General features: G+C 41.8%; 23 protein-coding genes. 15 read left to right on the top strand and 8 right to left on the bottom strand.

The genetic code is table 11. The features are described from left to right. Positions 1-109: 109 nt before the first annotated feature. The 4 genes from MTF66_RS29910 to MTF66_RS29895 form a co-directional block, all read right to left on the bottom strand. Positions 110-961: a GNAT family N-acetyltransferase gene (locus tag MTF66_RS29910; protein WP_248529437.1), complete on the bottom strand. Its 852-nt coding sequence runs from the start codon at positions 959-961 to the stop codon at positions 110-112. Between the two features lie 73 nt (positions 962-1,034). After that, complete coding sequence (locus MTF66_RS29905; protein ID WP_248529436.1) at positions 1,035-1,871, bottom strand: ScpA family protein; 837 nt, start codon at positions 1,869-1,871, stop codon at positions 1,035-1,037. 8 nt (positions 1,872-1,879) lie between these two features. Next, positions 1,880-2,500 carry an L-threonylcarbamoyladenylate synthase gene (locus MTF66_RS29900; RefSeq protein ID WP_055021149.1) on the bottom strand — a complete coding sequence of 207 codons (621 nt, stop codon included), beginning with the start codon at positions 2,498-2,500 and terminating at the stop codon, positions 1,880-1,882. A 9-nt stretch (positions 2,501-2,509) separates the two neighbouring features. Further along, entirely contained in the window at positions 2,510-3,349 is an 840-nt protein-coding gene (locus MTF66_RS29895) for a PHP domain-containing protein (RefSeq protein ID WP_062565125.1), read from the bottom strand. Positions 3,350-3,873: 524 nt separating this feature from the next. On the opposite strand from MTF66_RS29895, the gene MTF66_RS29890 reads away from it, so the two are divergent. From MTF66_RS29890 to trpA, 6 genes are read left to right on the top strand one after another with little or no spacing between them, the layout of a single operon-like run. Beyond that, positions 3,874-5,442, top strand: coding sequence for an anthranilate synthase component 1 (locus tag MTF66_RS29890; RefSeq protein WP_248529435.1), 1,569 nt, complete (start codon positions 3,874-3,876; stop codon positions 5,440-5,442). Continuing rightward, the gene (locus MTF66_RS29885) at positions 5,442-6,047 is read left to right on the top strand and encodes an aminodeoxychorismate/anthranilate synthase component II (RefSeq protein WP_054552918.1); all 606 of its coding nucleotides are present in this window, start codon (positions 5,442-5,444) and stop codon (positions 6,045-6,047) included. Before MTF66_RS29890 ends, MTF66_RS29885 begins: the two co-directional genes overlap by 1 nt. Positions 6,048-6,056: 9 nt before the next feature. Then, positions 6,057-7,076, top strand: a complete 1,020-nt coding sequence (gene trpD / locus MTF66_RS29880; RefSeq protein WP_248529434.1) for an anthranilate phosphoribosyltransferase — start codon at positions 6,057-6,059, stop codon at positions 7,074-7,076. Further along, positions 7,069-8,433 (top strand): bifunctional indole-3-glycerol-phosphate synthase TrpC/phosphoribosylanthranilate isomerase TrpF, encoded by a 1,365-nt coding sequence (gene trpCF, locus MTF66_RS29875; protein WP_248529433.1) that lies wholly within the window; start codon positions 7,069-7,071, stop codon positions 8,431-8,433. The genes trpD and trpCF overlap by 8 nt, the downstream gene beginning before the upstream one ends. A 7-nt stretch (positions 8,434-8,440) precedes the next feature. After that, entirely contained in the window at positions 8,441-9,625 is a 1,185-nt protein-coding gene (gene trpB, locus MTF66_RS29870) for a tryptophan synthase subunit beta (protein ID WP_248529432.1), read from the top strand. Continuing rightward, entirely contained in the window at positions 9,622-10,434 is an 813-nt protein-coding gene (gene trpA / locus MTF66_RS29865) for a tryptophan synthase subunit alpha (protein ID WP_248529431.1), read from the top strand. The genes trpB and trpA overlap by 4 nt, the downstream gene beginning before the upstream one ends. Positions 10,435-10,495: 61 nt before the next feature. Here trpA and MTF66_RS29860 read toward each other — a convergent pair whose 3' ends face one another. Together MTF66_RS29860 and MTF66_RS29855 are read right to left on the bottom strand one after the other, a co-directional pair. Further along, on the bottom strand, positions 10,496-11,068 hold the full coding sequence (locus tag MTF66_RS29860; protein WP_054561226.1) for a type 1 glutamine amidotransferase domain-containing protein: 573 nt from the start codon (positions 11,066-11,068) through the stop codon (positions 10,496-10,498). 137 nt (positions 11,069-11,205) lie between these two features. Further along, positions 11,206-11,475, bottom strand: a complete 270-nt coding sequence (locus MTF66_RS29855) for an HU family DNA-binding protein (RefSeq protein WP_130051777.1) — start codon at positions 11,473-11,475, stop codon at positions 11,206-11,208. Positions 11,476-11,669: 194 nt separating this feature from the next. Between MTF66_RS29855 and MTF66_RS29850 the strand changes: the two genes are divergently transcribed. Beyond that, a complete protein-coding gene (locus MTF66_RS29850; RefSeq protein WP_248529430.1) occupies positions 11,670-12,257 on the top strand; it encodes an inner membrane-spanning protein YciB in 588 nt (195 codons plus the stop codon). Between the two features lie 58 nt (positions 12,258-12,315). Continuing rightward, on the top strand, positions 12,316-12,954 hold the full coding sequence (locus tag MTF66_RS29845) for a type II CAAX prenyl endopeptidase Rce1 family protein (RefSeq protein ID WP_248529429.1): 639 nt from the start codon (positions 12,316-12,318) through the stop codon (positions 12,952-12,954). A 61-nt stretch (positions 12,955-13,015) separates the two neighbouring features. Here the strand turns inward: MTF66_RS29845 and MTF66_RS29840 are convergent, their stop codons facing one another. After that, positions 13,016-14,440 carry a sodium-dependent transporter gene (locus MTF66_RS29840; RefSeq protein WP_054561222.1) on the bottom strand — a complete coding sequence of 475 codons (1,425 nt, stop codon included), beginning with the start codon at positions 14,438-14,440 and terminating at the stop codon, positions 13,016-13,018. Between the two features lie 176 nt (positions 14,441-14,616). Here MTF66_RS29840 and MTF66_RS29835 point away from each other — a divergent pair, with 176 nt between their 5' ends. The 5 genes from MTF66_RS29835 (at position 14,617) to MTF66_RS29815 (ending at position 17,730) form a co-directional block, all read left to right on the top strand. Continuing rightward, the gene (locus tag MTF66_RS29835; RefSeq protein ID WP_248529428.1) at positions 14,617-14,916 is read left to right on the top strand and encodes a YciI family protein; all 300 of its coding nucleotides are present in this window, start codon (positions 14,617-14,619) and stop codon (positions 14,914-14,916) included. A 151-nt stretch (positions 14,917-15,067) separates the two neighbouring features. Beyond that, positions 15,068-15,319 carry a PepSY domain-containing protein gene (locus MTF66_RS29830; RefSeq protein ID WP_058584762.1) on the top strand — a complete coding sequence of 84 codons (252 nt, stop codon included), beginning with the start codon at positions 15,068-15,070 and terminating at the stop codon, positions 15,317-15,319. 2 nt (positions 15,320-15,321) lie between these two features. Further along, on the top strand, positions 15,322-15,996 hold the full coding sequence (locus MTF66_RS29825; RefSeq protein ID WP_054552907.1) for a response regulator transcription factor: 675 nt from the start codon (positions 15,322-15,324) through the stop codon (positions 15,994-15,996). Then, a complete protein-coding gene (locus MTF66_RS29820) occupies positions 15,990-17,327 on the top strand; it encodes an ATP-binding protein (protein ID WP_058584761.1) in 1,338 nt (445 codons plus the stop codon). The genes MTF66_RS29825 and MTF66_RS29820 overlap by 7 nt, the downstream gene beginning before the upstream one ends. Further along, positions 17,314-17,730, top strand: coding sequence for a hypothetical protein (locus MTF66_RS29815; protein WP_248529427.1), 417 nt, complete (start codon positions 17,314-17,316; stop codon positions 17,728-17,730). Before MTF66_RS29820 ends, MTF66_RS29815 begins: the two co-directional genes overlap by 14 nt. 63 nt (positions 17,731-17,793) lie before the next feature. Here the strand turns inward: MTF66_RS29815 and MTF66_RS29810 are convergent, their stop codons facing one another. Then, positions 17,794-18,831 (bottom strand): AI-2E family transporter, encoded by a 1,038-nt coding sequence (locus MTF66_RS29810; protein ID WP_248529426.1) that lies wholly within the window; start codon positions 18,829-18,831, stop codon positions 17,794-17,796. A 152-nt stretch (positions 18,832-18,983) separates the two neighbouring features. On the opposite strand from MTF66_RS29810, the gene MTF66_RS29805 reads away from it, so the two are divergent. Further along, positions 18,984-19,574, top strand: a complete 591-nt coding sequence (locus tag MTF66_RS29805) for a hypothetical protein (protein WP_248529425.1) — start codon at positions 18,984-18,986, stop codon at positions 19,572-19,574. A 63-nt stretch (positions 19,575-19,637) separates the two neighbouring features. Next, positions 19,638-20,543: a M14 family metallocarboxypeptidase gene (locus tag MTF66_RS29800; protein WP_248529424.1), complete on the top strand. Its 906-nt coding sequence runs from the start codon at positions 19,638-19,640 to the stop codon at positions 20,541-20,543. Positions 20,544-20,645 lie beyond the last annotated feature (102 nt).

The following is a 20,645-nucleotide window of genomic DNA, read 5'->3' as shown; positions in this document are numbered from 1 at the left end:
TGCTAGGTGCTAGCAATATTATGAATACTCGTTGATAAAAGCGTTTAATTCTTAACGTGATAAATTTTTAGTTTTACTCACAACCGTTTAATCACTCAACCCAATAAACTCAGCCGATTTCAAAAGAAGTCACACCGAAAATACGGTTTAATGGCAAGCTCGGACATTCGCCGGTATACATTCGGGCGGTTTCGAACGACACTTGCATGTTGTACTTCTGTGCTAAAGCAACAGCAGCTTGGTTGATTTCTGGCGTATCAAGGAAAATAGCTTCAGATGCGCTCGCTTTAGATTTTAAAGCGAGGAACAAAGATTCAGCTAATTCTGGTGAGTCGGCAAATAAAGGACCAATTTTAAAGCCGTTCTGGCATTTGCGAATTACCCCGTATCCTGCCAATTCCCCATTGCTCATTACGCCCAAAGCGTCGCTCTGGGGTTGGTTTAACCATGCTTTAGTAAAGTTTGCTCTATTAGCAGGGAAAAAAGCCTGTTCGTATGCGTCAAAAATTTCGAATGGAACAGTGTTAAGATCAACAATGTCTGAATTTTGAGGTGAACTACCACCGCCGACTCCTGCAAAACGGATATTGCGATAGGCCAGATTAAAACCAGACTTTTTGTAGTTCTCTTGCTGCTCCACCACACCATCAAGTCCAATATTCAACCCTTCAAGGCGCTTTAACGCGGCATTCCAAATTTGTATTCCGTAACCTTTGCCACGGTAATCAGGTTTAACAATGTAAAAGCCGATAAAGCCAAATGCATCGTGGTAATTAATGGCAGAAATTGTAGCAATAGGCTCATCGTCAAGAAAACCAACAAGAAATCCTTCAGGATCAGCAACAAAATAACAATCTGCATCATTAAGGCCTGGATTCCAGCCTTCTGCTGCAGCCCAATCAATCATGAGCTCAACTTCCTTCTTGGTCATGGTTTTGATTGTAAAATGTTTATTTTGCATCTGCTTTCCTTATATTTTCAGTTTACTATGACAGCTAACTTAAAACTTACCGCTTAAAGCTATTAACCTCCAGCTATTCGCCTTCTTCAATCAAACCAACATAAATCTGGCTATTGGCATCTACCTGAAAGCAGCTGATCAGGTTTTCTTTAACCAGCTCTAACATTGCGATAAAGCTAACGACAACACCACTTCTGCCCTCTTCTACTGTAAAAAGAGTACTAAAAGGCAGCTGTGATTGGGCCTCTGAGAGCTTATCTAAGATTAAGCTCATGCGTTCGCGGGTCGATAAGGCTTCTGCGGTGATATGATGGTGTTCAAATGTTTTAGCTCGGGCCATAACGTCGCTTAGCGCAACTAACAAGTCTTTCATGTCAACGTCAGGTAACAGTACCTCACGCTCACTGAGTTCTGGCACCAGTGCTTCAGCAACAAAGATATCGCGGCCTTCGCGAGGGATCTCATCAAGATTTTCTGCAGCTTTTTTAAATTGTTCGTATTCTTGTAAACGTCTTACAAGCTCAGCTCGTGGATCTTCTTCCTCTTCAAGCTCTTCATGTTTTGGTAGTAATAATCGTGATTTAATTTGTGCTAATAACGCCGCCATCACAAGGTATTCACCAGCCAGTTCAAGCTGAAACTCGCTCATCATTTCAACATAACTAACGTATTGCTCTGTAATACTAAAAATAGAGAGCTCTAATACATCGAGTTTATGTTTTTTGATTAAATACAAAAGTAAATCGAGAGGACCTTCAAAGGTTTCTAAAATGATCTCTAATGCATCGGGTGGAATGTATAAGTCTTCAGGTTTATCAACCACCGCTTTGCCATGCAAAAAAGCCAGTGGCAGCTTTTGCTGTACTGGCTCTTGTAAATTATCTGGCGCGTCAAGCTCTGGGCTAGTCAATTAAGTCTCTACTCAAATGGTTTAGTATCACCACAACCCACACGTAAGATTTCGATATCATCATCCGACAAGTCAATTACTGTGGTTGCCTGTTCAGGAAGATAACCACCATGAATAATTAAATCAACTTGCTTTTCAATGCGATCGCGAATTTCATCAGGATCAGCCTCGGTATATTGCTCACCCGGTAAAATTAAAGAACACGACATTAACGGCTCACCTAATTCAGCCAATAAAGCACAGGTAATTGGGTGTTCGATAACACGAATACCAATGGTTTTTTTCTTTTCGTTTAATAAACGCTTTGGTACTTCTTTAGTGCCTTTAAAGATGAACGTATAAGGCCCAGGGGTGTTATTTTTAATCAATCTGAATAACTGATTATCAACACGAGCATAAGTAGATAGCTCTGATAAGTCACGGCAGACTAAAGTAAAGTTATGGTGTTTTTCAATACCACGAATACGCTCGATTCGCTCTTTTGCTTGCTTATTACCAATGTTACAGCCAAGTGCATAACCCGAGTCGGTTGGGTATACGATAACACCGCCCTGCTTGATAATATCAACCGCTTGGCTGATTAAGCGTGGTTGCGGATTATCTGGATGAATATGAAAAAACTGACTCATTACACGCTCCTATTGCCCTTCCCATGCTTGCCAAACCCCTTGGCAATCTTTTGGTAAGTATAAATTTTTACCTAACTCCAACCAACTGGTCGGAAAATGAAAATCTGACCCTTGTGACGCAAGTAAGCCATATTCACGACTCAGTTCACCTAAAAACTGGCGCTCACTGGGTGCTTGCTGTGGTTGTGCAACTTCCATCGCATCGCCACCTGCGTCTTTAAACTCAATAATTAACTTACGTAGCCACTTGTTAGACATTTGATAACGCCCAGGATGAGCAAGAACGGCAACCCCACCGGCCTGGTGAATGGCAGCAATTGCGGTTTGCATATCACACCAACTACTTGGTACATATCCTGTTTTTCCTCGCCCTAAGTATTTCTTAAATACCCCCGGGAAGTTTTTAGCTACACCACGTTCAATCAGTGCACGGGCAAAATGCGCCCGTGTGATCTGTGCGTTTTCGGCAAATGTTTTTGCTTGGTCGTAAATGCCTTCAAAACCATTTTTCGCAAGGCGACGACCGATCTCTAAAGCGCGCTCTTCACGCTTAGCTTGTTGCGCCTGTAACAATGACAACAGTGCGTCATTTTCATCATCAACATTTAAACCAACAATATGAATTTCAAAGCTTTCCCATTTTGTTGATACTTCAACGCCAGCAATTAATTTAAGCGGTAAATTATCATCTGCAATGACTTGGCGAGCTGGTTTTATCGCACTTAACGTGTCGTGATCGGTAATTGCAAACACATCTATGTTTTTCTCAACCGCGCGGTGTAACAATTGCTCGACTGATAGCTGACCATCTGAGTATGTGGTGTGGCTATGTAAATCGTATTTTATCAAAGGGAAAGACTGCTTTACGTAAGTTCTTGAATCAATGATGTGAGTATAACAAAAATTTAGTGTCAGGGCGTGATTATCTTTTTAGGTTAGACATATATACCCTCATAAATGGGCAATTGCGATGGGTAAATGCCGAACTCGTACTAATATGTAAATTAATGCTTGACAGTATCGGCTTAGGTACGCTTTACTGTATGCACTTTCAGACACGTTAAATAAGAAATAACAATGAACAAAACAATTCAAATCACAATTTGGTGGTGGCACTCGTAACTAGCGGGTGACGAATTGTCGTGTCTAACGATTTCAAAACCCGCTCATGTAGCGGGTTTTTTTATATCTAAATTTTAAGGTTTTATAATGAATTACATAGCAACTCTTACACATCATTGGTGGTGGCGCCTGGCTTAGCGGGACGGTAAGGGTCTATCTAATTTATAGGCATCTTTATACGAACCCCGCCAAGCATAGCTTCGCGGGGTTTTGTTTTTTAAAGAGTTTTTGGGAATGAGGGAGAATGAGGTTTGATTTTTAGTCATATAACAACGACACCGGGTGAAGTAACCAGTATCACTCAAGTGCGCGACTACATCAGTAGCCCACTTGCGTTATACAGTTTACTCGATAAGCCTAATTCACTGCTGTTAGAGTCTGCTGAAATTGATTCTAAAGACAGTGTAAAAAGTCTAATTTTGGTTGACTCAGCGCTACGTATTGTTTGCCAAGGCAAACAGGTCACACTCACCGCACAGTCAAATAACGGCAAACAATTACTGCCTTATTTACAAACTCATGTGCAAAACTGCTCTGCTGAGCTTGTAGAAGACACATTAACGTTAACCTACAACGAGGTAGCAAGCGACATTGATGAAGCCAGTAAATTAGTAGCAGATAACGCATTTAGCGCGCTACGTAGCTGTATTAATAGTATTAAAAGCACCACAGATAACCCATTTTCTGTGTTCTTAGGCGGTGTATTTGCCTACGATATGGTTGCTAATTTCGAAACTCTTTCTGATGTGCCTGACGGCGAAAACAGCTGTCCAGATTATGTTTTCTACCTTGCCGAAACGTTAGTTGTCATCGACCATCAAGCAAAAACAACCGAGCTAATTGGCAATGTATTTAACGGCCCTGAAGTCCATGCTAATTGCTTTGAGGTTGGTCAACAGTTAGAGCGTTTAAATGCCGTATGTGACAATGCACAAAGCTACCAAGGGCAAAAGCAAACAGGCTCAAACCCAATTTCTGTTGATGTTAGCGACGAGCATTACTGCGAACATGTCATCAAGTTAAAAAACAACATCGTTGATGGCGATATTTTCCAAGTTGTTCCATCACGTACTTTTTCTCTCGCCTGCCCTGACTCACTTCATGCTTACAGCCAACTAAAACAACAAAACCCAAGCCCATATATGTTTTACATGCGCGATGAAGACTTTGTGTTATTCGGCGCATCACCCGAGTCAGCCCTCAAATATTGCGCAGAGAGTAAACAAGTTGAGGTATACCCAATTGCTGGTACTCGCCCTCGTGGCAAGTTTGCTAACGGGCAAATTAATCCAGACCTAGACAGCCGCATTGAGCTTGAACTTCGTAACGACCAAAAAGAACGTGCCGAGCACCTTATGTTAGTTGATTTAGCGCGAAATGATGTAGCCCGTATTAGCGTACCAGGCACACGTCACGCTAAAGAGTTATTAAAAGTAGACCGCTACTCACAAGTGATGCATTTAGTTTCACGCGTGGTGGGTACTTTAAAACCTGAACTCGATGCGCTACATGCTTACCAAGCTTGTATGAACATGGGCACCTTAGTGGGTGCACCTAAAGTACGCGCTGCTGAGTTAGTTCGTCAAACCGAACAAAAACGCCGCGGCAGCTATGGCGGTGCTGTGGGTTATTTAACGGGCGATGGCGCCATGGATAGCTGTATTGTTATTCGCTCTGCCTTTGTTAAAAACGGCACGGCCTACGTACAAGCAGGTGCAGGTGTGGTGTTTGATTCAGATCCACAATCAGAAGCCAATGAAACCCGTGCTAAAGCACAAGCTGTGATCACTGCGATTCAATCGACTTACGAGGCACAATAATGACGACAACATCAGCCTATAAAATCTACTTTTTAGATAACTTTGATTCATTTAGTTATAACTTAGTCGATGAACTTTCTATGTTAGGGTGCCAGTTAGTGGTATACCGTAATAACATCAGTGCACAAAGTATCTTTGACAAAATGTGCCAAGAGACCGTACCTGTGTTACTAGTGCTATCACCTGGCCCCGGCGCACCATCAGATGCGGGTTGTTTAATGGAACTCATTGAGCTGTGTAAAGGCCGCTTTCCGATGCTGGGTATCTGTTTAGGGCAGCAAGCACTAACACAAAGCTACGGTGGGGTTATTGGTCATGCAGGCGAAACTGTGCATGGCAAGTCATCAATTATTTCTTTGACTGAGCACCCAGTATTCGCGGGTATGGGCGATAAAATGCCGGTTGCTCGTTATCATTCATTAATGGCAACCAAAGTCCCTGATGACGTTGAAGTAATTGCTTGTTATGAAAATATTCCGATGGCAATTTACCATCAACAAGATAATGCCCTTGGCTATCAGTTTCATCCTGAGTCAATTTTAACGCCGAATGGCGCATTGCTATTACAGCAAAGCATTGAATTTTTAACCGCACGCGTGCAGTAGAGGAATAACATGGAAGCAACAACTCAAACCCAGTTAAACCAATTATTAGCAAAGCAAGATTTATCGTTTTCGCAAGCAACTGAATTGTTTGACGCCATCATGAATGGCAAGCTTAATGACATTGAATTAACTGCAGCACTTATAGCCCTAAAACTAAAAGGCGAAACAAGTGATGAAATCGCCGGTGCTGCGGCATCAATGCGCGCCAATGCCGTGCCATTTCCAACCAGCAAAACCTTGCTTGCCGATAGCTGTGGTACCGGTGGCGATGGCTCAAACACAATTAATATTAGTACCACGGCTGCTATTGTTGCCGCCGCTGCGGGCATCAACATGGTCAAACATGGTAATCGCAGTGTGTCGAGTAATTCGGGCTCTGCGGATTTACTAAAAGCCTTGGGTATCAATATTGATATGAGCCCTGAGCAAGCTGCCCATTGTTTAGAAAATACTGGCTTTACATTTTTATTTGCGCCGCATTATCACAGTGGTGTGCGCCATGCGATGGGTGTGCGTACGGCCCTTAAAAGCCGCACAATTTTTAATATTTTAGGGCCACTGGCGAACCCCGCTGCCCCTGAGGTGCAATTGCTTGGTGTTTATGACCCTTCGCTGTGTTTACCAATGGCCGAAACCTTAAAAACCCTTGGCACAAAACGCGCTATGGTGGTTCATGGTTCAGGCACTGACGAAATTGCCTTACACGGGTCAACCAAAGTGGTTGAACTTAATAACGGTGAACTGAGCGAATACACGCTAACAGCGAGCGATTTTGGTCTTGCAAACTATTCACTTGAACAACTAGCAGGCCAAGGCCCAGAATATAACGCAAAAGCAAGCTTAGCGATTTTACAAGGTCAAGGTGAAATGGCGCATAACGCAGCCATTATAGCCAACGTTGCCGCTCTTCTTTATTTAACCGATAAAGCAAGTGATTTAAAAGCAGCCGCAGATCAAGTAAGCGAATTATTAGCATCAGGCAAAGCGATGGACACATTGAACGCAATTATTGAGGTAAGTCATGGCTAACGTGTTAGACAAAATTGTTGCCGACAAACGTATTGAATTAGAACAAAGAAAAGCACAGCGCCCGCTTGAGTCATTCATTAGCGAGGTTGTGCCAACCAAGCGAGACTTTGAAGGCGCATTAGCAGCAACCGGCACGCAGTTTATTTTAGAATGTAAAAAGGCCTCACCGTCAAAAGGGCTTATTCGTGAACCATTCAATTTAGAGGAAATTACGTCGGTTTATAAAAAGTACGCAACCTGTATGAGCGTACTAACGGATGAAAAATATTTCCAAGGCAGCTATCAGTACCTTGAGTATGTGCGCAGCCAAGTTGAACAGCCGCTTATTTGTAAAGACTTCTTTATTGATGAGTACCAAGTTTATTTAGCACGCTTATCTGGTGGTGATGCCATTTTATTAATGCTCTCAGTCCTTGATGACGAGCAATATTTAGCGCTTCATAAGGTGGCTGATTCTTTAAATATGTCGGTACTCACTGAAGTTAGCAATGAGCAAGAAGTCAGTCGTGCACTTGCACTTAATGCCAGCCTTATCGGTATTAATAACCGTGACCTTCGTGATTTAAGTACTGACCTTGCAACAACAGAGCGTTTACGTCAGCTTATCCCAAATGACAAAGTGGTGATCTCAGAGTCGGGCATTTATACCCATAAAGATGTAAAACGCCTTTCGCCATTATGCGATGGCTTTTTAATTGGCAGCTCACTGATGGCTGAACGCGACTTAGAAGCCGCGTGTCGTAAAGTGATTTTAGGTGAGAACAAAGTGTGCGGTTTAACCCGTTCACAAGATGCGATGGCAGCCTACGCCAGTGGTGCTGTGTATGGTGGCTTAATTTTTTATCCTAAGTCACCGCGCTATGTCGATATAGACTGTGCCAAGCAAGTTACGCAAAGTGCCCCGCTCGCGTATGTGGGTGTGTTTGTCAATGCACCGCTTGAACAAGTGGTCGATTATGCACAAAGCTTAAAATTAGCTGCCGTGCAATTACATGGCGATGAGAATAGCGAGTATATTCAAAGTCTCAGAAAGCAATTACCGCTTGGCTGTGAAATTTGGAAAGCCCAAGCTGTTAAAGGCGAATTACCTAAACCGCTTGAAGGGGTTGATCGCCATTTATACGACACTTACAGCAAAAGCCAAAAAGGCGGCACAGGCGAAGCATTTGATTGGTCAGTGCTAGAGACAGCAACCGTGCCGTTCATGTTAGCCGGGGGTTTAAACCCAGAAAATATCCATGCAGCGCTTTATCGCGGTGCTAACGGCCTTGACCTAAATTCTGGCGTTGAAGCGTCAGCGGGTAAAAAGTGCCAAACAAAATTACAAAATGCGTTTTCGCATATCAGAAATTATTGAGGTTAGAATGCAAAATCCAGCTTATTTCGGTGAATTCGGTGGTATGTTTGTACCACAGCTGCTTGTGCCTGCACTCAAGCAACTAGAAACAGAGTTTAATAAATCACAAAACGATCCAGCTTTTCAGGCTGAGTTTGAAAAACTATTAAATGAATACGCAGGTCGCCCTACACCATTAACACTGACACGTAACTTAGTTAAAAACCCTAAGGTAAAACTGTATTTAAAGCGTGAAGATTTACTCCATGGTGGTGCGCACAAAACCAATCAAGTACTTGGTCAAGCACTCCTTACCAAACGCATGGGTAAAAAAGAAGTTATTGCAGAAACAGGTGCCGGCCAACACGGTGTTGCAACGGCCCTTGCCTGTGCCCTACTTGGCTTAAAATGCCGCGTTTACATGGGTGCAAAAGATGTTGAACGTCAGCAACCAAATGTATTTCGTATGAAACTAATGGGCGCAGAGGTAATACCCGTCACTGCGGGCTCTGGCACCTTAAAAGATGCCGTAAACGAAGCCCTTCGTGACTGGTCAGCAAATTACAAAGATGCTCACTATCTACTAGGCACTGCAGCAGGCCCTCACCCATTCCCAACCATGGTACGTGAGTTCCAAAAAATGATTGGTGAAGAAGCAAAACAACAAGTGCTCAAAGCTGAAGGTCGCTTACCAGATGCGGTGCTTGCTTGTGTGGGTGGTGGCTCAAACGCCATTGGTATGTTCACAGACTTTATTGATGAGCCAAGCGTAAAACTAATTGGTGTAGAGCCTGCTGGTAAAGGCTTAGACACCCACCAGCATGGTGCAACCTTATGTAAAGGCACAAAAGGCATTTTACACGGTACCTATACCTATATTATGCAAGATGATGATGGTCAAATTGAAGAGTCTTACTCTGTGTCAGCAGGTCTTGATTACCCAGCTGTTGGCCCACAGCATGCTCATTTGCATGAAACTGGCCGTGCTGAGTACGTTGGAATTAGCGATACTGAAGCGCTTGAAGCATTCCAACTACTGGCTAAAAACGAAGGGATCATTCCAGCGCTTGAATCAAGCCATGCCCTAGCATATGCCCTTAAATATGCCGAGCAACAAACCGAAGACACTATTTTAGTGGTTAACCTAAGCGGCCGAGGCGATAAAGATTTGGCTCACGTACACAGTGTTTTATCAGAAGGAGGCGCACTATGAGCCAGACTAACCGTTACGGACAACTGTTCGCCACATTAAATGAAACCAACCAAGGTGCTTTTGTACCCTTTGTTACTATTGGCGATCCTAATAAAGCACTAAGCGTAGAAATCATCAAAAGCTTAATTGATGGCGGCGCCGATGCTCTTGAGCTAGGTATTCCATTTTCAGATCCGATTGCAGATGGCCCGGTGATCCAAGCGGCCAACATTCGTGCACTTGATGAAAACATCAATACCCAAGATTGCTTTGATATCATTAAGCAAGTGCGCCAGTACAATGCCGATATTCCAATTGGCCTATTATTGTATTCAAACCTAGTGTTTAAGCGTGGCATCGAAAAATTTTATCAAGATGCTAAAGAGGCCGGTGTCGATTCAATTTTAGTGGCTGACGTGCCGCTACATGAGTCAAAGCTATTTCGCCAAACAGCAATGAAAAATGGCATCGACCCAATTTTTATTGCTACACCGAATGCTGATGATGACACTTTACGAGAGTGTGCGTCATATGGTCGTGGTTACACATACCTTCTTTCACGCGCAGGTGTAACAGGCACAGAAACCAAGGCACAAATGCCAGCAGATTCATTAGTTAAGAAACTAAAAGATTACCATGCTGCACCGGCATTACTTGGTTTTGGTGTATCAACACCAGAAGATGTTAAATCAGCACTCGATTCAGGGGCCGCTGGTGCGATTTCAGGCTCTGCGGTTGTTAAAATCATCGAGGCAAATCTTGATGATCAAGCAGCAATGCTAACTGGTTTAAAAGAGTTTGTAGCCAGTATGAAAGCAGCTACAAAGTAAGTTTGTTTTATTACTTAAAAAAGGGCCATAAAGGCCCTTTTTTGTACTTAACAATTTATGATCAATGATGGCGGTGCACACCCTCTTTAATCTCTTCGATAAACTTACGATTAAAGGCTTCCAGGTCGGCTGGGCTTCGGCTTGTGACTATACCCTCATCAACACATACTTCTTGATCAACCCAATTAGCTCCTGCATTGATCAAATCTGTTTTGATACTTGGGTATGAGGTTACTTTGCGCTCCCGTAGTTTGTTAATTTCGGCTAATAACCATGGACCGTGGCAAATCGCGGCGATAGGTTTGTTTTTACCGGCACTGAAAAAACCATCAACAAAGGCTTTTGCTTCGCTATCTTGACGTAACGTATCTGGGTTGAATAAGCCACCAGGCAGAAGTAACGCGTCATACTCTGCAGAGTCTGCTTCGCTGACTACACGGTCAACACTGACTCGCTCACCCCATTGGTTTTCATCCCATGCTGTGATATCGCCACGCTCAAGTGACACAACTTCGACAAGTGCACCAGCTTCTAATAATGCGCTTCGTGGTGACAATAGCTCGCTTTGCTCAAAACCATTGGTTGCAAGAATGGCAATCTTTTTACCATTAAGTTGGCTATTTAAATTTGACATGTTATCTCCTTATTTAGGTAAACCTAAACGATTAACAGCAGACAACATGCCAAACTTAATAGATTGAAAATATTGAATAAATTCTCAGGTGTTCTATTTATGCTCTGTAAATACTACAACAGCTTTGCAAATCCTGCTTATAAAGCGTCTTTGAGTGCTTTAGCAGGTTTAAAAACTGGCTTGTTAGCGCCTTCTATTTCAATTTCTTCACCGGTTTGTGGGTTGCGTCCTTTGCGTGCTGGGTAATAACTCAGAGCAAACGTACCAAAGCCATTAATTTGCACTTGGTCGCCCTCAGAAAGAGACTTTTCGATAGCATTTAACATGCTGGTTAAGGCAGCTTGTGTGTCTTTTTTTGTTAATTCACTGTGGGCAGCCATTTGCGATACTAACGCGGCTTTATTCATAAAAAGTGCTCCAAAATACGCCGCTTAATCATCTGAGGTTAAGCGGAAAAAGATAAGGTAAAACAACCTAAACGCAGGTTTAGGCCAGATTGGCTCGGGAGGCTAAGCTTTCAGGGCTGCTAAGTCAACCTTGTATCTTGCGTGATAACTTGATACAACCCAGTATCTTTTTAAATTAGAGCATTTATAAATTTATGCATGCGATTATTGAATACATCCCGCTGATTTTATTTTTTGCGGTTTTCAAGTTAGTTGATATTTTTTGGGCAACAGCCTTGCTGATGCTAACCACCTTAATTCAAGTTGCTTACTGTTATTTTAAAGATGGTAAAGTTCCAACCCGTCACTGGGTGTTTTTTGCTATAGCGGTGGTGTTAGGTACCCTCACCTTAGTGTTCCACGATGAGCAGTTTGTGAAATGGAAAGCCACCATTGTGTATGCCATTTTCAGTGTTACTTTGTTAGTAAGCCGCTATGTACTTGGCAAAAACCTAGTGAAAAAAGCACTTAGCTCGATTTTAGAAAATGCCTCTGAGAGTAAACAAGAAATCAACGTACCTGAAGCGCTCTGGAATAAGCTTAACCTATTTTGGGTTGCGGTGACTGCAGGTATCTCGGCGCTGAATATCTACATTGCTTATAACTTCTCGCTCGACTTTTGGGTTAACTTTAAAGTGTTTGGCTTAATGGGCATTACCTTTGTTTGCGTGTTAGCAACGATCATCACCCTATTCAAATACTTACCTGAAGATGACGAAGAGAAAGATCCAAAGCAATCTTAATGTCATAAATCTGTCGTCTTAGCTTGTTAGCGTAAACAAAAAACACGCTGAGACGACATTGAACGCTAACCAATACCGCTGGCTTGAATTTACCCTCATATTTGTTTCTTTGCCGCTATTAGGCTTCTTTCTTCGTGCCTACCTCGCTAACTGGCTTATTCCTGCCCTTATTATTTTAATGGCTGTGTGCGGCATGTTGCTTTTATCTGATCCCCATTTTAAACGCTTTCGTTTAACAAGCCTTGGGCAATTTAGTGCGGTAAAACGTCGCTTATTTAGTTTCTTCTTTTTAGGGGCGCTATTCTCTGGAATGTTTTACGGCATTATGAATCAAGAAAACTGGTTTTCACTGCCACGAAACTCATTTAACGATTGGCTAATGTTGTTATTGCTCTACCCTATCTTATCGGTGATGCCGCAAGAACTTATTTTTAGAACCTATTTTTTCCATCGTTATAAACGCATTATGCCAAGTAAAACTGTGCGTATTCTTGTCAGCGCATCAGTATTTGCGTTAGCTCACATTGTCTATGCAAATGTATTGGCCGTATTGTTGGCATTTTTAGGGGGGCTGCTTTTTTCTTATACGTATGCGCAAAGCCGCTCGACCTTCGTGTGTGTGATTGAACATAGCTTATGGGGACTTTGGATGTTTACCCTTGGCTTAGGTGATGTGCTTGATGCCGGGGCCTTTTAAAATAAAAAAGGTAGGCATAAAAAAGCCGCGCAAAGTGCGCGGCTAAGTATTGAACTGGTTTTTAAAATCCGAAAATACTAAATGCAAAAAACTTAGTCGCCACCGTATTTACAAAGATTAGTAATAAAATGGCAGGGATAAACGTTGATAGCGAGAAGTTCACATACTTCTCTGTAAAGCTACCAATATAGCCTTCACAGCCTTGGCTTAGCTCTGCCGATAAGTTCGCTTTTTTCCAACGATACATAACGAATAAACACACCATTAAACCATTAAGCGGTAAAATCGTGTCGTAAAAAACATCATAAACAATATCAAATAAGCTCTTATCTGCACCGCCATAGCTAACAAACTTTGTAAGCGAGTCAACCATACCAAATGACATGGTACATAGCACAGTCAATACACCTGTAGATAAGGTTAAGATAGCCAGTGCTTTTTTACGGCTGATACCTTTGCGGTCACTTAATGTTGCTGTTGGCACCTCTACAATTGATACAAGTGACGTAATTGCAGCAAAAAAGACAAGTAAGAAGAATACAAACGCAACAATTGATGCACCCACGTAACCAATATCAGCTTGTAACGCTAATAAAATTTTTGGTAGGTATACAAAAATCATCGATACTGACGAGTCAGATAAAGTACTTGGGTCAGTATCTGGGTTAAAACTGAAAATAGCTGGAAGCACCATTAGACCAGCAATAAATGCCACCATCGAGTCAGTAACTGCAACCATTTTTGCACTACCAACAATGTCATCTTTCTTAGAAATATAAGATGCATAGGTCATTAAGATACCCATACCCAGTGACAACGAGAAAAACGCTTGAGCTAATGCACCATTTAATACGCTGGCATCCATTTTTGAAAAGTCAGGCACAACATAGTACTTAACACCGGCCATTGCGTTATCAAGAGTTAGTACGTATACAACCAATGCAGTGAGTAGTACAAATAAAGCTGGCATCATAAACTTAGCCGCTTTTTCAATACCTTCTTTAACACCACCCACTAAAATCAAGTTAACGATGATGGCAACCACGGCCATGTAACCAAACACGGTGTAGCTATTGATAAAAGTGCCAAAGTTATCTGGCTGGGCCAAGGCATCTAGATTACCAAAAGCGGTTTGCGATAAATAACCGAAAATCCATACTGTGATCACCATATAAAAAACAGCAATCATAAATGGCGTTAATACGGCTAAAAAGCCAGCAAAGTTCCATTTTGGATCATTGCCCGCTAAAAATTTGTATGAACCAAGTGGATCTTTTTGCGCTTTACGACCCATGGCCATTTCAGCCATCATCACTGGCAAACAGATGAAAATGACAAACAATGCATAGACTAAAAGGAAAGCACCACCGCCGTTTTTTGTAGCTGAAACCGGAAAACCCACTAAGTTTCCGATACCTACAGCAGAACCGGCTGCCGCTAAAATAAAACCGAGGCGGGAGCTAAAATGCTCGCGTTTTTCGCTCATTTAAAAACCTTATTATTATTTTCTCAACCCAGCGACTCTACCAGTGTTACACCGCGTATTTCAAGCTTTATAAGTTAAAGTTATATGGGGTTGTGTAAAGATTATTACGCGAATAATCTCTCGTCTATTGCTTAGAATATGCTACTATTTTTTAAAAATAACATTGAGAACACACCATGCTGTATATGATTTATTCAACTGATGTTGAAAATAGTTTAGAAGCTCGCAAATCTGCACGCCCTGCTCACTTAGCACGCCTTCAAGAGTTAGACGATCAAAATCGTTTATTTACGGCAGGTCCATTACCAGCCATTGATAGTGAAGACCCATCTGACGCTGGTTTTACTGGTTCATTAGTGGTTGCTGAGTTTGAGTCGTTAGAAGCAGCACGCGAATGGGCTGCAAACGATCCGTATATTGCTGCGGGTGTTTACGACAACTCAGTAGTAAAACCATTTAAAAAAGTATTTGGTTAACCTCTGAACTTAACTGAATCAATAATTCAGTGTTTGTTCACGGCTTATTAACTAAGATTTGGCTATTGAATTACAGAATTTAACGTAATTACTTGAATTTTAGTTATTTGGTTAATTAAACTAAATGGGTCTGGTTTAGGAGTTCCCCGTCATGCGCATATTATTAGCCTTCAGTTTTAGTCTTTTATTTGCATTATCAAGCTTTCATGCTGATGCCAATAAGAAGCAAGCCCAACAGGTGACTAAAAAGCAGGCTGTGACGATCGCCAAAAAATCTGAAGACGGCCGAACCCTAAAAATCACAGAGCAAGATAAAGTATTTACCGTAAGAATTTTAAAAACGAACGGCCACGTGGTTGATGTCCATGTGAACAAAAAGACTGGCGAAGTGAAAAAGGATTAAGAATGCGAATTTTAGTTATTGAAGATGATTTACACTTAGCAGATAACCTTCGTAATGCCCTAGAAAAAGAGCGTTACAGCGTTGACCTTTGTCACGATGGTGAAGCTGGTTTATTCCATATTACCGAATACCCGCTAGATATGGCGGTAGTCGATTTAGGCTTACCTAAAGTTGATGGTATTGAATTAATTACCAAAGCACGTGCACAAGGTATTACTATTCCTATTTTGATTTTAACGGCACGTGACCGTTGGCAAGATAAAGTAGAAGGCTTAGATGCAGGTGCAGATGACTACCTAACTAAACCTTTCCACGTTGAAGAGCTAATTGCCCGCTGTAATGCACTTATCCGCCGCAGCGCAGGTAAAGCAAACCCAGAAATGACAGCTGGCCCTATTAAAATTCATACTCGCTCACAGCAAGTATGGGTAAACGATAAAGAACTTAGCTTAACAGCATACGAATACAAAGTTTTAGAGTACCTAATGGTTAATCCACAAAAGGTAATTTCTAAATCTGAACTAACAGAACACATTTACGACCAAGACTTCGACCTTGACTCAAACGTTATTGAAGTTTTCGTATTGCGTTTACGTAAGAAGCTTGACCCTGATGGTACCCTTAACCCAGTTGAAACATTACGCGGCCGTGGTTATAGGCTTAAAAGTCAGTGGTAGCATCGCAAATACCGCTTAAAGTAAGGCAAGGATTTATCCTTGTCTTTGTTTTATTAGTCGCCCTACCAATTCTGTTTTTCTCAATTGGTAAGGCTTACTACGCCTCTTTGGTCGAAGCGACCGAAAAAACCCTCGAAGCTCACTTATATTCATTAATCTCTGAAGTTGATTTCACTGAACGCGGCATCGTTATGCCAAGTACTATCTTAACACCAGAGCTAAACCGACTAAACTCAGATACCTATGCAATGGTTTATCGCGGTGACTTGCCGGTTTGGTACTCTGAATCGGCGACCAATATCAACTTTATTCCTGATAACTTTGAAGCCCCCGCAGGCTCTGCTGACTTTCGCCGTGTTGAATACAACAATACTGTTTACTGGCAATTAACGCTTACTGTTATTTTAGAAAACATTGACCAATCAGAGCATGCACGTTTTATTCTATTAAAGCGCAATGATGCCCTACTGAGGCTGATGGATGGCTTTAAGCAAACACTCGTAAATTGGATGTATGTCATGGGTGTGGCCATTGCAGCACTTATGGCGATTGGTTTTGTTTGGAGCGCAAGGCCACTGCAACGACTCGATAAAGAAATTAAAGCCATTGAGTCGGGTGATAACCAACAAATTAAAGGTCTTTACCCAGTTGAACTACAAACCATTAAAGCCGATTTAAACTTATTGCTTGAATCGCAGCAGCGCCAAAAAGAGCGTTATCGTGCATCGTTAAGCGACCTTGCTCATGCATTAAAAACGCCATTGGCAGTGCTTAAATCAAGCCCATTGGCCAATGATGCGGATGCACAAGAGCAGCTAGACCGTATTAATGTGATGATCGAACACCAGTTAAAGCGCGCTGCAACAGGTGCGTCTGACACTTGGAAAAAACAAACCCATATCAAGCCTGTTATTGATTCAATCTTAAGCGCGATGAGCAAGGTTTATCGCGATAAAGATATTATTTTTACCTCTGAGGTTAGTGAAAAAGACTATTTCTTAGGTGATAAAACAGATTTGATGGAACTACTAGGTAATTTAATCGATAATGCCTGTAAAGCTTGCCGTTCACAGGTCGATATAAAGGTTAAGCAGAACAAAAAGTTAACGCTCAGTATAAGTGATGATGGCCCAGGTGTTCCTGAGCATAAGCGTGAATCATTACTAACTCGCGGTACCAGACTCGATACCTACGAAAGCGGCCATGGTGTCGGCATGGCTATCGTGTCGGATTTAGTCAACTCTTATAATGGCACATTAACCATTAAAGATGCAGAGAAACTAGCCGGTGCTGAGTTTATATTAGAGTTTAATTACCATGATAAAAAATAAAACATCAATACTCGCTAAAGGTTTCTTTTTAGCTTTAATTGCAAGCGCATCGCAGGCTCAAGCAGAGCAAACGTGTGAGCTTGCAAGCAATAATACCGATGACACAAAACGCTATATTCAATGTCTTGATCAAGTTATCGCTGATATTCAGCGTGACCAAAAGATGTGGATTAATAAGCTCACTATGGATCTTGAGAAAATCAAAGAAGATACCGGTAACAGCCAATTGCTACCGATTTTTAATCGCAGCATCAAGAACCAAGAGCGTTATTTAGAAGACAGCTGTCGTTGGCGTTATTTACAAAAAATGCCAAATGGTACAAAAGCCGCTATTGCCTACAAGCAATGCGAAATTGAGATCCTAAAAAACCATGTGCAGGTTTTACAGCGACCTCTAAAGTAATAATACCAATCCGCAATAATACTTAATCATTTTGAAAGATAAAAAGGCGCTTAAGCGCCTTTTTTAATCTTCAAGTTTTAGCTCTTCGCCATTGCCGAGCAAGGTAGCAAGCCACCGCCCTTCTTGACTAGTCTCTAAGGCTATTTTAACTATCATGGTCAATGGAACCGACAACAACATGCCCACGGTCCCCATCAGCCAGCCCCAAAAAATCAAGGATAAAAACACCACCAGCGTCGATAAACCCAGCCCTTTACCCATAAAACGCGGCTCGACGATATTACCCATCACCGTGTTTATAACTAAATAGCCACCAGCAATAAACCCTGCAACCAGTGGGCCTTGAGTGATCAAAGCAAGTAACACAGGAGGCACAGCTGCAATGATAGAGCCAATATTAGGAATGTAGTTAAGCATAAAGGCCACTACAGCCCAAAGTATAAAATAATCAACATCAAGAGCCCAAAGCATAAAGCCTGCAAGCATACCTGTGCCTAAGCTAACCAGCGTTTTAATAGCCAGATAAGAATTAATTGAATCTAAGAATCGGTCAACCTGCTGCATTTTCATTTCAGGATCGTCCAGTGCTAAATGCACTTTTTTACTCAGCATAGGTCCTTCAAACAACATGAACACTACGGTTAGGATGATCAAAAACAGGTTCGCCATCACGCCACCTAGGCCTGTGAGCATGTTGGTTGCAACATCAATCATTTTGCCAGGATCGAATAAAGAAATAATCTGTTCTTTATCAATCAGGATGTTATAACTCGCTGCAACATTAACCACCCAGACAAACTCTTCTTTTAGTTGTGCTTTGTACTCAGGCAGCTTTTCAGAGAAATCGGTCATCGATTGCCCAACCAACCCGGCAAGGCTTATCCCTACACCAACAATCATCAATATCACAAACACAACAGCAATCCCTTTAGGGATACCGTATTTGGCAAAGAAACGAATTAAGGGATTACAAATAATGGCAATAAAGGCTGCCAACACAAATGGGATAACAATCACACTTGCAGCTTTAATACCCGCTAAAACAACGACTAAAGCAGCAAATATCACTAAACTTTTATTTACACCAGTCAGGCTCGACAAAATAAAATCCTTGTTAGTTTTTTTATCAGTGTAAGTGAAATACGCCGCAAAAGAAATCACAAAGCAACTGGCACAATTAATGCTCATTATACGTGCATAATTTGAACAATTTATGATACATATAAGTAAGCGTGCTTTAAAAGGAGCTTTATATGGCACATTTATCCGAACAAGAACTCTCTTTTTTCAACCGTTTATTCGAGGCAGAGCGGCACGATGGCGATCCAACCGACACAAAAATGTCTGTTAGGCTTAATTTGCCTGATAAATTAAACGGCTTACTTACCAATGCCAAACTGACACTACTTGCTGAAGTAGGAATTTACCAGTTGTGGTTTCCGCTTGAATTTACCAAGGACAAGAATGGCCAGCTGATCCCAGTACTTAGCGCACCAGAAGTAATAGATACCAAAGGTATTGAGCGCAGCTGGCGTACGCCTGATCTTGAAATACACACAGAACAATTTCAAATATTGTCTTTATCAAGCACAGGCGTGTTACTCAAGCCAAAGCGTCAATCACCCGATCTTAATAAAGAGATACTGTTGGCATTTAATTTACCTAGTGAAGAACACGTTATCCTTAGCGTAAAGCCTATACGAACGACCAGCAAAGGAATTGCCGGAAAGATAGTGAAAGTGTGTCAGGGTGAAGATGCACTGCGTAAGTACTTATTTGAGACCCATAAGCACCATCATGCAAAGCTGTACGAGCAAGGTAACTTTACTACTGAGCTTATCTAGTTGCAGCAGCTTAACAGCTTAGATAAGCTTGGCGTTTTGCAGCAAGTCACAACAAGGTATTTTATGAGTTACCCTATTGGAACCCCAGGTAAGCCGTGGAACGAAGAAGATAAGAAAGCATGGTTTGAATTACAGTCAGTAAAGCGTAGCTATTTAGATGATGTTGTATCGCAACTAGACTCTTTATCAAGCGATTTCAATATTGAGCAATATGGCGCATTAAGTTACGACAGCGACAAATACCCACTTTACATTTTAAAGAGCAAGCAGTGGCAAGCTGATAAACCTGTTGTGCTGGTTACCGGTGGTGTTCATGGTTACGAAACAAGTGGTGTGCATGGTGCTTTAGCGTTTGCTAAGAGAAGTGCCAAAGACTACTTTGCTGATTTTAATATTTTAGTGGCTCCGTGTATCAGCCCATGGGGTTATGAAACGATTAACCGCTGGAATCCAAATGCCACGGATCCAAATCGCTCTTTCTATGCAGATAGCCCAGCTGAAGAGTCAGCAGCAATTATGCGATATTTAGCCGACAACGCTATTGCACCTTATGTGCATATTGACTTACATGAGACGACTGACACTGATAATAGTGAGTTTCGCCCTGCGCTAGCAGCACGTGATGCAACGACCCACGATAACTGGAACATCCCAGACGGCTTTTATCTTGTTGCTGATAGCGAGCGCCCGCATGATGCATTTCAAACAGCGATTATAAAATCAGTTGAAAAAGTAACCCACATCGCACCAAGTGATGAGAATAACCAGTTGATTGGTGTGCCACAAACTCAATTTGGTGTAATTAATTACCAAGCGAAAAAACTGGGGTTATGTATGGGCTTAACCGATGCAGAATATGTCACAACAACAGAGGTTTACCCTGATAGCCCACAGGCCAATGACGAAATTTGTATTGATGCACAAGTAGCCTCAATTACCGGTGCTTTGAACTATATTGTTAACGAATAGTTAGTTATATTTTAAATCTGAGGTGAATGATTTATTCACCTCAAACCTAAATAGTTAGATAAAATACAAATATATACAAATTTAATGAAAAAGTTATGTTTT

The organism is Pseudoalteromonas sp. 2CM39R (assembly GCF_023161845.1).
This window is presented reverse-complemented; position numbering and strand designations above follow the sequence as displayed.